This is a genomic window from Microcystis sp. M015S2 (assembly GCF_020245945.1).
Classification (GTDB): Bacteria; Cyanobacteriota; Cyanobacteriia; order Cyanobacteriales; family Microcystaceae; genus Microcystis.
The window spans coordinates 1-13945 of sequence record NZ_JADBTX010000127.1; the positions used below are offsets into that span (position 1 = coordinate 1).

The window sequence follows — 13945 nt, forward strand, 5'->3', positions numbered from 1 at the left end:
CAGATCTCAACAAAATTGAAAAGTTCTGGGCTAGATTGAAAAACTATGTTAGTCAGATTATCAATGATAGTGAAAACCTTGTGGATGCTGTGAGTAAAGCCTTCAGGCATCTGTCCTAACTAACTCGTTCTATGCCATAAATCCCGTCATTTCGTCCACACCACAATTTGGGCATTTTGTCAAAAAAATTTTGACTTTGCAACAAAACTACACAAAAATTAGATCAACGTTGTTCGGGAAAAAAGGGAGAATTAGCGGAAGTGTTTGGTTTGGCTAAAAGGAAAAGTCTAGATTTAGCAATGGTTTCAAGGCAAGCTAGAACTTGAGAACTTCAAAAAAGCACAGAAAACTCCACCATAGCATAATGCGAAATTATACCAGAATCGCTGGAAGTATTGCCACCTCGTAAATAAATAGAAATTATTCTCAATAAATTCTTGAGTAAAAATAAATATTACTAATTGTAAATTTAAATATTTTTAAGTATTGAAGGTATTTGCATATAAAATACTTATCATTTTGCCCCGATTGCCTCTAACTTTTCCCTCCCCACAGCAATCACCGGGTAAGTAGAAAATTTCTCATTCTTTCTCCTAGAGATGAAGTACAGACTAATCCTTACTCATCAAATATTTTAGCAACAATAACTAACCTCATCTTTCTGAGAAAGGCTGTAGCGAAAGAAAATCTGATCAGTGGGAGCGTTACTTTTGTTGTTGGGTTTCCTCGATCGAACTGTTCTAGGTTTGGGAAATGGAGTCAAGATAGAGAGTATCCGGACAGATATCTTGTTCGTTCGGCCAAGTTACCGTACCATCTAAAATTTTTACTTGATTAAAATACTGCTTGTTTTTAAGTTCTTGAAAGATGCCAAAATCGAGCAGTGGTGAACAATCATAAATTTTCTTTTCTTCATTAGTAAATATGAGTTGTAATTGATAGTTGGGCAAAGGGATAACTTCTTTAACTCTAGGATTCATGATTTATCTCAGTGGTTCAATCTTATACAGTTGTTGTCCTGAAATAGCGAGTTCCCAGTTAGCCATCAATTCATCTTGATGAATCTCGATCCAAGCGGAAAGTAATTTCATTTTAGCATGAGGAATAGCTCCTTCAAGGATTTCTCCATCTGGAATGGCGACAATGACTTCCGAATTTTGATATTTAGCATGAATGTGAGGTTTATGGTGTTGTTTATTGTCCATGAAGTACATATAAATAATAATTCCGTAAAACATGGATATGGCTGGCATTTGTATCCTTGTGGTTATTTGAGAGGGATAGGTTTATTATAGCGAAGGAAAATCCGATAAGTCGGCGCGTTACTTTTCATGCTTCCTACTCTACAATAGTTACCAGAGCCGCAATCGCACTATTAATGAATGTAGAGGCACAAAACCTAACACCCATCTCGTTAATTTTATGCGAAGTTGTCGGGTTTTATTACGGAACACGCGATATGATAGATCGCTCGATCAAACTGTCAATTTCTCAAAAATTTATCTGAAGATGAAAAATCAGTAGCATGAATCCGATCTTGCATCATACTTTAAATTAGCTAGATTACAAATTCTTCTCCTCGCACTTCGGTATCCAGCCCTATCACCAATTTGCCTACAAGCGTCGGCATATCCTTGGTAGCACCATTGTTGTAGTTGTTGTCCTCGCCTTTGGGAATCAGATTGTATTTGCAACTGTTGCTGTTGCGACTGTCGTCTATGATACTCACTAACGCTCCCTGTCCCTTGATTTGCTTTACACTCTGGATTTTTCTTTAAGAATCTTTCTCGCGTTGTGTTCTGAACATTGTGCCAATTTTCCCAATCCTGAGCAGAAGTAGATGATGGTCTATTATTCACAAAATACATTGCAATTTCCATAAGGTAATAGGCACATTGATCTTGTGATAAACGTTGGGCTAAAACTTTATCAGGGTAACAACCTAGACTCATGAAAATTGCAGTAAAAAGCAAGCCACTCTTAATTTTTAACATTGTCGTATTTCTCCAGCTAGAGGGAATTTGTAAAAGTTAGTCCGCAACGTTACAGCACTTTCTACATCCGTCTAGGACAGTGACTCCTTTGTCGGACAAGAATCTGAACCATTTGAGTTCTACTAGGACGGTAGCGAATGCACTGCAACACAGAAGAGTGCTTTAAGCGAGTGAATCTATAAACTAATTCGACCAAGATCAGCGATCAAATTGTTAGATGCAATTTTCCCACGGGGTTTCTATCTCTCTTCCTTCTAGTCTGATAGAACAGTGCTATATATTATACGGATAAAATCCGTATAAAACCCCTGTAGAGGTATTTTTAAGGATTTTTTTCATATCTCACCCTCGACGGGAAACATGAATGGAAATCTTCCGTATAACAACCCTCTCCTAGGAACATTATACAGATTTCTCGACCGATCGCCACCACTCCACCCGAAGCCTACCCCGCGAACTGCCGAATAATTCTCGCGACTTCCTCGGTATTCGGCGAGTTTTAGGGTGCGGATTCGCTCTAGAAGGCGTTCGGTTTACAAAATCTCGATCTCGCGCTCGATTACGGTGATAATTTGTAAAATATTTCTAGATTCCCCAGGTTGAACGTTTAACTCGTCTCCTACATGAACATGATCGGGAAAATTCGGTAAATCGGGAAAATGTTCCACGTTATCCCAGCGTTTTCTTAACTTCTGTTTGCTTGCGTCCATCCATTGATAGCGATAGCTTATCGTAACGATGCGTTGATCGATCGAGGTAAAAGCCTCCGCAATTTCTAAAAAATCTCCGTTCGTTAAAAGGACTCTCGCTCGGAAGTAGCCTCGATCGAATAAAATTCTTTCATCGACAATCGTGAAAGAGTTCACAATCGAACTCTCAGATAATTTCCGTTTAACCTTGCGAATATAATCGGCTATCTCCATCTAATTTGATCGTAAACTTATCTCTTTTCTAGCTGCCAATAGCATTTCATAATAAACATTCCACTCGAAATAATCCATAGCGTCCCCTAGCTCACCGGAACGAAATCTAGGATAGAATTCTTCCGAACTCATGCGATATTGATTTTCGTATTGCTTGATACGGGTTTCTAAATCCAAAATTTGAGCGTTAATCTGCAAATTTTCCCGTTGTTCGCTCTCAATTTTTCGATTCAGTAACTCTCTTTCTTCCTCGGAGAGAGAGAGAATTATTCGCGCGAGAGAATCAATCAGTTGGATATTCATTAGACCTCGACCTAATATTATCTCAAGACTAAAAGTCTTTTTAGTTAAGGAATCTATCCGAATAAAAATTATTTTAATTGCCTCATATTTTTTCAGTAAAATTGAATTAGCAACGATAGATATACATTCCAGCCATCGAACTGCTTAGTTAGTATATAAACTAAAAGCAAGCTGTGACTGGGTTATAATTTTTGGAGATGTCTATTTAAGAACTGTAGCAGATTCGATCGAGAACCGCTGCCATGACTTCTAGGAAATAATGGGTGGATGAGGCTGCACCTATCCACCCTAGAGATCTAAATCTGCGGGGCTAAATTTCTTGTGAATCTGAGGAAAACCTAACTGTTTAATCACTTGATGTTTGCGTTCTTCCTCAAGGAATTGCAAATTATTATAATTAACCCAGTGAATACAGTTAACTGGACAAGTCTCGATCGCTTCTTGAATAATTTCTTCTTCGTCACCGTCCTGATTATAGACGCGAGAGCGACCGTATTCGCCTTCAATAAAAAAGGTATTGGGGGCAACGTGGGCGCAGTGTTTACAACCGATACAAGTGACCTCATCGACGTAAACCGCTTTCTGGCGCAGCAAACCGCCCAATTCGGGTTCAAAACCAGTGCGATCAGGGGAATCTCTTAGGAATCCCCCTAACTCTGGTTCAAAACCAGAGCGTTCGGGAGAAAAATCAGCCATTAGGCGCTCCAACGTTGTACCACTAGACGAATAGAACCATCAGTATTTTTTTCCTGTGCTGCCACCTGAAAACCCTGTTTAGCAGTTTCTGCCAGGATGGTGTGGTAGGCATAACCTTGATTTACTTTTCTTAAAAATCCTTCTACGGTTAGGGGTTGTTGCCAGTATTGCAAATCGGCAACTAACTCGTACTCGTTACCATTCCAGCGAAACCCGACATCGTAATTGTTATCTTGCTCGATTACCACCTCTGCGGTTAAAGTTTGACCTTGATAACCTTTGACGGGGTGGGAACCCTCTTTCCATTCCATCCCCATATCGCTGAGGGCGGCTTTTAGGTAGGATAGATCGCGGATTTTGGTTTTGATATTGCTAAAGTGTGACATGGTTTTTCAGTGGCTTAAATAAAGGGATTGGGAAAGATGAAAAATTACCAGTCGCTAAAAGTGGCTGCGTTGCTGACTTTCTCTGACTGGCTGACGGTTTGATGGTAATAATCCGAGGTTTTCTCTTGAGACATCAGCTGCCCGAGTTGTGCCTCGATCGCCGCCGTCACCTCTTGACAAGATGAACCGACTATGCCTGTCACCTTTTCCATGACGCGACCATCGGGATAGATAATAAACTCTAGGCTTTCCATGCTCATAGCTCTTCTCGGCGTGATCTGGGGTTTGCAAAGCTCCCTATCGTTTTAATTTACGATAGTTTGCTAATCGTAGCAATCTGGTTAAAATTTTAGCAAAACTTTATATTACGTCACCTAACCACTTTCATTTTTTGTCAGTTTCGCGTAACTTTTCTTTACCGTCAAGGGCGAACCTGTCCCCGGAGGGCATAATTTCACAAAACTACACAAAAAAGACGACCTGAAGCGATAAATTGAAAATAAAGGAGATGCAACGGCGAACCACGACCGCCGAGATCATAGAATTTTGTCTATAGGAATCAGAACAGATATGAATAAACAAACAGCCAGCGATCGCCTTCGGATCGGTGTTTTAGGTTTTGGTGGTTTGGGACAGGCTGCCGCTAGAATTCTCGCCCCCAAACAGGAAATGCTTTGGACTGCCGCCGCCGATAAAGCCGGTTTTGCATACCACAAAGACGGTCTAGATGTCAATACCTGTAACAAAATTTATCATGACCGGGGTTCCATCGGTTATCTGGAGAATTACGGCAGTCTCAGCGAGAACAGTATCGAGGAATTAATCAAAACTGCCGACGTAGAAGGCTATTTTCTCGCCTTACCGAATTTACCTAACAATTTCATGGCCGATATCGCTAAAACCTTCATTCGCTTAGGTTGGCGCGGGGTTTTAGTCGATGCTCTCAAACGTACCAGCGCCATGGAACAAATCTTAGCACTACAAGCAGACCTAGAAGCCGCCGGCATCACCTATATGACCGGCTGCGGTGCTACCCCCGGACTGTTAACTGCGGCTGCTGCCCTAGCTGCCCAGAGTTATGCAGAGATTCATAGCGTTAAAATTACCTTTGGCGTGGGAATTGCCAACTGGGAGGCTTATCGTGCCACTATTCGCGAAGATATCGCCCATTTACCCGGTTACGACCCAGAAACAGCCCACCAGATGAGTGATGCGGAAGTGGAAATGCTGTTAAATAAAACCAATGGCATTCTCAGCCTCGAAAATATGGAACACGCAGACGATATTATGCTGGAATTGGCTGGAATTTGTGGACGTGATCGCGTTTCCGTCGGGGGTGTGGTGGATACGCGCAACCCGAAAAAGCCTTTAAGTACCAATGTTAAGGTCACGGGGCGGACTTTTGAAGGCAAAATTTCCACCCATACCTTCACCTTAGGTGATGAAACCAGTATGGCGGCTAATGTCTGCGGGCCAGCTTTTGGTTATCTGAAAGCGGGGGTTTCCCTGCATCGTCGCGGTATCTACGGATTATGGACCGCAGCGGAGATTATGCCGCAATTTGTGCGCTAGGGGTTTCTCTGCCGTAAAATAGCTAAAACTTTCGGGAAAATAGCGGGTAAGGGAGCGATCGCTTCTAGGCTCTCCCCCGTGACCGGATGTATTAAGATTAAACGATAGGCGTGGAGTAATTGTCCGGGTAGATTAATCCCGATGGAACGACCTGAACTATAGAGGGGATCCCCAAGAATCGGATGACCGATTTGGCTGCTATGAACGCGAATTTGATGAGTTCTGCCGGTTTCTAGGCGAAATTCCATTAAGGTGTAGTTGCCTAGTCTTTCCTTGACTTGCCAGTGGGTGACGGCATTTCTACCACCTTTTTCCACGGCAATAATAGCCATCTTTTGGCGATCGCTGCGGTGACGACCAATCGGCAGATCAATTGTACCCGTTTCGCTTTTGGGGACACCGTGGACAAGGGCCATGTATTCCCGGCGGGCAGTTTTGGTTTTTAATTGTGCCTGTAGGTGTTGATGGGCCTGATCGGTTTTGGCAATAACGATCGCGCCCGTGGTATCCTTATCTAAGCGGTGAACTATGCCGGGGCGTTGAATTCCACCGATTCCGGCTAAATTCGGGCAGTGATGCAGTAAAGCGTTGACCAAGGTTCCCGATTCGTGGCCGGGGGCCGGATGAACCACTAAATCGGCAGGTTTATTGATAATAATCAGATAGTCGTCTTCGTAAAGAATATCAAGCTCGATCGCCTCGGCGGTTAATTCGAGGGGTTGACTGTCGGGAATGGTAATCTTTAAGTGATCACCTTGACCAACTTTAGTATTTTTATTAGTGCAAATTTGACCGTTTAACTGTATATATCCCTGTTCTATCAGTTTTTGCAGCCTCGATCTCGATAAATCGGGCAATTGTGACCCCATCCAAGCATCTAAACGTTCTTTTTTTCCCGCAACTTCTAAGTTTAATTGGTTCATCGATTTTTAGTGATCAGGGTGTAGGGTGTAGGGTGTAGGGGAATCAAGAAAAACTGACTGGAGATTAGTTAATCTACTTAGCTCAACAATTCCATTTATTTTAACAGTAATTGAACTTGCTCTGGCTGCTTGAGATGGAAATCTTGGGATTAAATTTTCCTGATTTTTAACGACAAAAGCCAAAGCAAATCAGTAGAGATTTACTCATCCCCAAAAAAATAGAGAGACGTTGATTATAGCAACGTCTCTAGATCAGAAATTAATCAATCAGAGTAAGCCAAGCTGTTTTAAACAACCGAATTATTGCCCACTTTAGTCAACGAAAATGCCATTTAAAACTCCTGAAATGATCGAAACCACGATCGAACCGAATAAAGCGGCAAAAAATGATTTTACCTCAAAGCCACGGATAAAATAGGAGGCTAAAGAAAAGGAAATGGCATTGACCACAAAAATAAATAACCCTAGGGTTAAAATAGTTAAAGGCAGGGTAAAAAGAATCAACAGGGGTCTAATAATAGCATTAATTAAACCCAAAGCGACAGCAGCTATCAAAGCCACGGTAAAATCTTTAATTTCTATACCTGGTACTATTCGCGCTGTAATCAATAAAGAGACGGCGGTAATCAACCAACGGAGGAAAAAAGATAACATAAGCCCATCCATCTAAGATAGTTCATCCTCATCTATTTTAATCGCCATCGCCACTTAAAGAGACGGAAGTCTTCAGGAGATGACAACGAAAACCGAGAGTGACTGCTGCTTCTACTCGAAAACCAGAGAGGGAACATAGTATCGGTTACACTGATAATAAAAAGGAAAATTTGCTCAGACTATCACCCCCGGAAAGAGGCAGCACTCAAGATGATATCTAGAAAAAATTTTAGCCAGAGCCAGCAAGTAGAAATCGGTAAAACGAGAATTATTCAGGGAGCAACTGGCACTCTAATGCTAATGAGTCTGCTTTCTCTCCTCTTAGCGCAACCCAGTTTAGCATCTCCTGAGCCACCTAATTCAGTCATCGCGGCTGCCCGTCAAGATTTGAGTCGGAAAACCAATATATCCGTTAATCGCTTGCAAATTCAAGCAGCACAACCACAAACCTGGCCCGATGGTTGTTTAGGATTAGCTAACCCGGGAGAATTCTGTACTCAAGCACTGGTGAAAGGATGGCGAATTATTCTGACTGATAAGCAAAAAACTTGGGTTTATCGCACCGATAGCAGTGGCGCTAATCTCCGCTTAGAAAAGTAAATTTCTTTTGATATTTTCCGGCTGCTTTTTCGGCATCCTCAAAGCAGCGCTGTCCTGATTTGATTTTCCTCCCCCCAGGGAAGGTGAATTGTCTCAAGCACCCCGTTGGGTGATGAAAATCGGCTGAGAATGGCTCTAGGGTTTGTTTCAAGAACCTAGTCGTCCCTGGCAACCCTATTTAATTAATAATCCCAGTTTTTTGCTTTTTTTGCCTTACAAATCCTGCGAGGCTGGGAAAAGTAAACAGTAATCCAGTCATCAGCCCTCAACTATCGTTAAGATGGATAGGAGAAGGTAAAGTTTTATATGTCCCCTTCAACTGCGTTTAGGAGTTCCTGCTAAAGATGACACAAGCTACTCAGATTCAAGGAAAAGGAATTTTACTCAGTGAGGCTGCCCTCAAACACCTTACCATGCTCAAAGAGCAACAGGGCAAGGATTTATGTCTGCGCGTGGGTGTGCGTCAGGGTGGTTGTTCGGGAATGTCCTATATGATGGATTTTGAGCATCCTAGCAATATTGGCCCCCAAGATGAGGTTTTCGATTACGATGGCTTTAAAATTGTCTCTGATAAAAAAAGTCTGCTCTATCTCTACGGTCTCATGTTAGATTACAGCAACGCGATGATCGGCGGTGGTTTCCAATTCACTAATCCCAACGCCAGTCAAACCTGTGGCTGTGGTAAGTCTTTTGGCGTTTAATTATTTCTCTGGGGTGATACCTTTCACCTCCGCCTCCCAGAGGCGATTTTTTTTGGCCAAAACCCTTGACAAAATCGGAGACTTGACATATACTTTTTGTATAATGGGAATCCGTGCCTGCCTGCGAACCCTTCATTGACCACGCAACTAATCGACGAGGGGGAAAGCACCTTAGTGATTTAGTGTGATCGCCGCTCTTGTAGGTAGCTTGAAATCACAAAGGCTTTATTTTAATTTTCATCCCCTGGAAAGGGTCGGAATTCTGCGCCTGGATGTGAACCAGGCACTCGAAGAACCTTTGCTTCAACCCATCATTCAAAACGACAGCAGCTTGGCGATATTTGAATAGGCGTACTGACTCCGCACCGGATAGTGAACACCTACCGTAGCCGTGATGTTGACGTTGGACTGACGCTCGAATACCATCACGATGTCGGAGCCGCCGAAGAGGAAACTCGAGATCATCTCGCCCTTGGACACCGTTTTCCCCACTACCTCCTGGCGCACCTTCTCATTGATCAGCGCCACCTGCTGGTCATAAGATCGCCCCTTCTTTTCCTGTTGGGTAAGACGGATAAGTTCTTGCGTCCCTGGTTTGACGAACACAACGGACGATACTTGTGCCATTCCAATGGGCAGCACGGCGATCTTGCCGATAGCGGTTTCCAGGACAAAAAGCCCACGGCACTGCACAAACTGATAGTCGGTGGCATCCTGTGCATCCAGATAACGGTGCGGCATGGCCACCTTGGCCAAGGATGAGTTTTCATCGGCACGTCCCTCAGCATCGAGTAGGTCAAGTTGGACATCCAGGTAAACCTGTCCAGGGATAAATTTGGCCTCAATTATCCTGCCCGCTGCCGGGGCGTGCTGCCGGTGATAGTCAAAGACATCGAGAAAGCTGTGGACGAAAATGCCGCCCTCGAAATCGTGGGCATACTCGGAACCCTTTAACAGTTCTGGGATAGGCCATTCGACGTGCTTGACCACGATTGAGGACTCTGCGGGCATCGGCTCGCCCGCCGGAGTGGTGATAGTCCATTGGCCGACGAAAGTGGACTCGGCTGGGAAGACAATAATCCGAGGATCGTCTGGCTGGGCGACTGGGCGCTGTCGATCGATATCCTTGAAAGTCCTGGAAAACCACTCGTTAAATGTTTTGTAGTTCTCGATCCCGTTTTCGCCCCCATTGTAGTCCTGGTAGGTATATTCTGGCCCGAACTTATAGGTTACGAGATACTTGGCCGATTCGGGTGTGTCGAGAAATTCCCCCGATTCGACCGCGAATTCTCGAAGCCAGAGGGATAGCGGTGTGAGAGCCTCGCCGGTAAAGGGGGCGATCGGGCTTTGCAGGGAGACGAGTTCGGGCTGGTTGAAGTAGTAATAGAACTGCGTCAGGTGAAGATAATCTGTGCGTTCATGGTAAATGTCGCCCTGCCATTCCCAGACCCGCAACCCGGGAATCCACGTTACCAGGGCATCGATGTAATAGTAAAACTGGTAGAGGTTGTGTATCTTATCAAGTTCAGGGATGCGCTGTTGACTTACTGTCCAGATCGCGCTCTGGAAGGCTCCCCCATAGGCGTAATCGTCGATGAGCTTTTTAAGTTTCTTTGTGATCGGCTGCTTCGGCTCGTACACCGCGCTATTGGGGGGCAGCTCTTTAAGGAATTTCGGCCCCTGCGGGATTGACGATGAAACTCCCTGCTCGTTCAGGTGCTGGGCCTCCCGCGCCGACACCGCTTTCCATTTCAACCGGCCATAACTCTGGTTGTGATTTGTGTTCATACCATTTTCGTCTTTTTGAAGATCAAACTATCTATCTAGAATCTCCACAGACAGGAGAAACTTAGTTGTTTTTTCCTATCGGTGGAAACGTTATTAATTATAGCTTCTGGCTCATATGCGAACCCCAATTGCCTGAGATAATATTAGGTCGATGTCTATACCTAATCTCTCTTTTTTGCCAAAGATAATTTCCGTTACATAGCTTTATTTTCTCTCCGGTTAATTTTTGGTGATTGCTATCAGATTACAACATCTGCTCGAAAACTTTACAGACGCGGGGTTGAAAGCGCTGACGGTGTTTTATTTTTAAAAAAGGGCGCATAAATTCGAGATAGCGAGGGGATAAACCAGAAGTATCGATGACTCGAATCGATCGCAATGTGCCTAATTCTAATTCCTTTTGAACCATCAATTCGGAAATCCCAGCAGCTGCCGAACTATTCTCGATGATTGCTTTCACCATTTCTCCCGTATTTAACAGCAAAGTCACCTTTAATGTCCGTAAATCGATGCCCCAATTCTGTAACGCTTCCTCGAATCTTTGTTGAGTTCCCGATCCCGATTCTCGCATTACCCAAGGGGTTTCCACTAATTCGGGTAATTCGATCGCTTCTCTTTTATACCAAGGATGAGAACGTCCGACAATAATTAATAGGCGATCGCTGCCGACGATCTCCTGTTCTAAACAATTTGTTAAATCACTCTTGACTTCTCCCTCGATTAATGCTAGGTCAAAACGTCCGTTAGCCGTACCCAGACAGATTTCTTCCGTATTAGCTAGGGTGCAATTGATCTTAATTGCCGGATAGCGCTCCTGAAAATCGCTAATTTTTGCCGGCAGCCAATAGTTACCAATAGTCAAACTCGATCCTAATTGTAGTTCTCCCCGTTGCAAGTCGTTGAATTCCGCCAATCCCCTTTCTGTCAAAGTCACCTGGGTAAGAATGCGTTGCGCTTCTAATTGCAATAAACGTCCTGTTTCCGTGATCTCGATGTGACGACCGACGCGGTGGAATAATTTCACCCCGTATTCACTTTCTAGGGAGGCAATGGCGGCACTGACGGCCGGTTGGGTGATATATAAAGCTTCTGCTGCTTTGGTGAAGTGGAGATGTTCAGCAGTCGCTAGAAAGATTTCCAATTGATCTAGGGTCATTCTGGCCATGGCAAGGGGTTTTTCCGTCTCTATTGGTCTTTCCATCATTTTAATTTATTAAATCAACAAGAAAGAATATTTGATTTTATTAATGGCTCTTTCTAGAGTAGAAGTAGGGCGATCGAGACCAGAAGAGCCGATTAAGAAAAAAATCCTATGACTACCATGATTACTGCCATATCCACAGCAATAGCGGCCTTTATTGCCACTAATCTCGATGACATCCTGATTTTGACGATTCTTTTTACCCAGGTCAATAAACTTTTTCGCCGTCGTCATATCGTTATCGGTCAGTATTTAGGCTTTATCCTGCTGATTTTGGCGAGTTTAACCGGCTTTTTCGGGAGTTTCTTGATTCCGGCTCAGTGGATTCGTTTTCTCGGTCTTTTGCCAGTGATTTTCGGGATTCGGAGTCTCTGGCAGCGAGAAGAAACCGAGACGGATAATAATGTGGAGATGGCTGTAGAATCAGCACCGTCTTCTCCTTTGCTGGCCTGGTTTTCCCCTCAAACCGGTGCTGTGGCGGCAATTACCATCGCCAATGGCAGTGATAATATAGGGATTTATCTGCCGCTGTTCGCTAGTAATACCTGGCCAAATTTAGTTACTATCGTCAGCGTTTTTCTGATCTTGGTGGGTGTTTGGTGTTTTACTGCTCATCAGTTGACTAAATTACCGGCGATCGCTAATTTAATTAGCAGTCACGGTAGCCACTTTGTCCCCTGTGTGCTGATCGGTTTGGGTGTATTTATAATCAAGGAAAGTCTTCCCCTCGCTTTCTTGGCCTTATCCTTAAGCTATGGATGGGCGCTTTTCCAGCAGCAAGCAGAATCTATTTAATTTTTGATTTAATACAAATACATCTAAAAAGAGATTTTAGATTTTTTCAATACCATCTATAACTCAAGTGCCATACAATAACATCATCTTCTTGACCGTAGCCATCTCGATCATGTTATTTTTTCTCAAATCGCCAGTGACGGAAAGCAAGACCAGCATTGAACCGAAAAAAGTCAATCCCAATCGAGTCCGCGATCATCTGGCCAATGAACGCACCTATCTGTCTTGGATGCGAACAGCGATCGCATTAATGGGTTTTGGTATGGTTATCCTGCGCTTACGGGCCTTTCATCCTCCTCTGGTTCCCCGGCCCGGTTATGGTTGGAAATTAGGCTTAATGTTTGCTTTAGTGGGTTTATTGACCGTATTTTTGACCACAGCCCATTATTTTACAGTCAGACGAGATATAGATGAAGATACCTACGAACCAGCCGATCGATGGGTGCTACTATTTAGTTTAGCGATCGTTATTCTCGGTGCGGGAATTATCTATTTTGTCGCCACCAGTCCCGATCTGTTGATCGGTAGTATGATGACTTTCGAGTGAAATCTGGGGATTAGGTGGGTTGAAGTAAGCGCCAACTGACCGTGACTAGAACCGTATAAAGCAGTATTTTTAGGGCATTTTTGGGCAAATACTCCGATAATCTTGCTCCCACTACTACCCCCGGTATCCCACCCAACCAGATAGGAAGTACCAGATTCCAATCTACCGTTCCTAATCCCAGATGACCGATGGAAGTACAGGTTAAGAGGATGGACGCTTGCGATAGATCTGTACCGACTAATTTGCGAGAATCAAGCTGAAAAAAGGTCATCAAGACCAATGCAAATAAGGAACCACTGGAAATACTGGTTAAACCGACCAAATAGCCTAAAATTGCCCCTAATACCGTTGTTTTTATCTGACCCGATCGAGTGGTTAAATCTAATTTTGGCCAGGACAAAGGGGACAAATCGGGAAAAAATAAGGAGATTAGTAGTTCTAGGGCCGCTAGGACAGTCACGATCATCAAGACAAGACCGATGATATGAGGCAACCATTGATCGAGATTGAGGGAGCCATTCTGCTGAAAATAGCGAAAACCGACTAATCCTAACAGAGAACCGGGTACACTGCCAATTACTAGCCATTTTACCACTTCTAACTCGATCGTTTGCTGTTGCCAGTGACGAACGGTGCCGACCACTTTCATCAACCCGGCCGCCACCACATCGGAACCCACTGCGGTGGTAGCGGGAACCTGAAATACAAAGATTAATAGGGGTGTAATCAGGGATGAACCACCAATTCCCGTTAATCCCACGACAATCCCGATAAAAAAGCTAAATATTGTCAATAAAGAATAGTCCATTTTTGCCTCAGTCGTCTCTTTTCTCCGGTGCGTTTCTGGTGGTTAAGAGACAAA

Annotated in this window: 17 protein-coding genes; 5 read left to right on the forward strand and 12 right to left on the reverse strand. The window is 43.8% G+C overall.

What is annotated here, in order from left to right; genetic code table 11:
- Positions 1-740: 740 nt before the first annotated feature.
- The 7 genes from IM473_RS20685 to IM473_RS20715 all read right to left on the reverse strand — a co-directional run bounded on the left by IM473_RS20685 (position 741) and on the right by IM473_RS20715 (position 4562).
- Entirely contained in the window at positions 741-980 is a 240-nt protein-coding gene (locus tag IM473_RS20685) for a DUF2442 domain-containing protein (protein ID WP_002773190.1), read from the reverse strand.
- Between the two features lie 3 nt (positions 981-983).
- A complete protein-coding gene (locus IM473_RS20690; protein ID WP_002773191.1) occupies positions 984-1253 on the reverse strand; it encodes a DUF4160 domain-containing protein in 270 nt (89 codons plus the stop codon).
- Between the two features lie 1274 nt (positions 1254-2527).
- Entirely contained in the window at positions 2528-2917 is a 390-nt protein-coding gene (locus IM473_RS20695; RefSeq protein WP_002794295.1) for a toxin-antitoxin system TumE family protein, read from the reverse strand.
- A complete protein-coding gene (locus IM473_RS20700; RefSeq protein WP_002801972.1) occupies positions 2918-3220 on the reverse strand; it encodes a hypothetical protein in 303 nt (100 codons plus the stop codon).
- Positions 3221-3508: 288 nt separating this feature from the next.
- Positions 3509-3916, reverse strand: a complete 408-nt coding sequence (locus tag IM473_RS20705; RefSeq protein WP_287660379.1) for a ferredoxin — start codon at positions 3914-3916, stop codon at positions 3509-3511.
- A complete protein-coding gene (locus IM473_RS20710; RefSeq protein WP_287660380.1) occupies positions 3916-4302 on the reverse strand; it encodes a DUF1257 domain-containing protein in 387 nt (128 codons plus the stop codon). Before IM473_RS20710 ends, IM473_RS20705 begins: the two co-directional genes overlap by 1 nt.
- A 44-nt stretch (positions 4303-4346) precedes the next feature.
- The gene (locus IM473_RS20715; RefSeq protein WP_002752708.1) at positions 4347-4562 is read right to left on the reverse strand and encodes a DUF2997 domain-containing protein; all 216 of its coding nucleotides are present in this window, start codon (positions 4560-4562) and stop codon (positions 4347-4349) included.
- A 310-nt stretch (positions 4563-4872) separates the two neighbouring features.
- Between IM473_RS20715 and bioU the strand changes: the two genes are divergently transcribed.
- The gene (gene bioU / locus IM473_RS20720) at positions 4873-5874 is read left to right on the forward strand and encodes a (S)-8-amino-7-oxononanoate synthase BioU (protein ID WP_287660381.1); all 1002 of its coding nucleotides are present in this window, start codon (positions 4873-4875) and stop codon (positions 5872-5874) included.
- Here the strand turns inward: bioU and IM473_RS20725 are convergent.
- Both IM473_RS20725 and IM473_RS20730 read right to left on the reverse strand, forming a co-directional pair.
- A complete protein-coding gene (locus IM473_RS20725) occupies positions 5871-6797 on the reverse strand; it encodes an RluA family pseudouridine synthase (protein WP_287660382.1) in 927 nt (308 codons plus the stop codon). The genes bioU and IM473_RS20725 overlap by 4 nt on opposite strands.
- Before the next feature lie 312 nt (positions 6798-7109).
- Positions 7110-7451 carry a phage holin family protein gene (locus tag IM473_RS20730; protein ID WP_002762655.1) on the reverse strand — a complete coding sequence of 114 codons (342 nt, stop codon included), beginning with the start codon at positions 7449-7451 and terminating at the stop codon, positions 7110-7112.
- A gap of 210 nt (positions 7452-7661) precedes the next feature.
- Here IM473_RS20730 and IM473_RS20735 point away from each other — a divergent pair, with 210 nt between their 5' ends.
- Together IM473_RS20735 and IM473_RS20740 are read left to right on the forward strand one after the other, a co-directional pair.
- Positions 7662-8051: a DUF8738 domain-containing protein gene (locus IM473_RS20735; RefSeq protein ID WP_287660383.1), complete on the forward strand. Its 390-nt coding sequence runs from the start codon at positions 7662-7664 to the stop codon at positions 8049-8051.
- A gap of 344 nt (positions 8052-8395) precedes the next feature.
- Positions 8396-8752 (forward strand): iron-sulfur cluster assembly accessory protein, encoded by a 357-nt coding sequence (locus tag IM473_RS20740; RefSeq protein WP_002747572.1) that lies wholly within the window; start codon positions 8396-8398, stop codon positions 8750-8752.
- 315 nt (positions 8753-9067) lie between these two features.
- Here the strand turns inward: IM473_RS20740 and IM473_RS20745 are convergent, their stop codons facing one another.
- Together IM473_RS20745 and IM473_RS20750 are read right to left on the reverse strand one after the other, a co-directional pair.
- Positions 9068-10540 (reverse strand): phosphatidylserine decarboxylase, encoded by a 1473-nt coding sequence (locus IM473_RS20745; protein ID WP_287660384.1) that lies wholly within the window; start codon positions 10538-10540, stop codon positions 9068-9070.
- 244 nt (positions 10541-10784) lie between these two features.
- The gene (locus IM473_RS20750; RefSeq protein ID WP_287660401.1) at positions 10785-11705 is read right to left on the reverse strand and encodes a LysR substrate-binding domain-containing protein; all 921 of its coding nucleotides are present in this window, start codon (positions 11703-11705) and stop codon (positions 10785-10787) included.
- A gap of 147 nt (positions 11706-11852) precedes the next feature.
- On the opposite strand from IM473_RS20750, the gene IM473_RS20755 reads away from it, so the two are divergent.
- The gene (locus IM473_RS20755) at positions 11853-12536 is read left to right on the forward strand and encodes a cadmium resistance transporter (RefSeq protein ID WP_287660385.1); all 684 of its coding nucleotides are present in this window, start codon (positions 11853-11855) and stop codon (positions 12534-12536) included.
- Between the two features lie 112 nt (positions 12537-12648).
- Positions 12649-13083 (forward strand): YidH family protein, encoded by a 435-nt coding sequence (locus tag IM473_RS20760; RefSeq protein ID WP_287660386.1) that lies wholly within the window; start codon positions 12649-12651, stop codon positions 13081-13083.
- A gap of 10 nt (positions 13084-13093) precedes the next feature.
- Here the strand turns inward: IM473_RS20760 and IM473_RS20765 are convergent, their stop codons facing one another.
- Positions 13094-13891, reverse strand: a complete 798-nt coding sequence (locus IM473_RS20765) for a sulfite exporter TauE/SafE family protein (protein ID WP_287660387.1) — start codon at positions 13889-13891, stop codon at positions 13094-13096.
- Positions 13892-13945 lie beyond the last annotated feature (54 nt).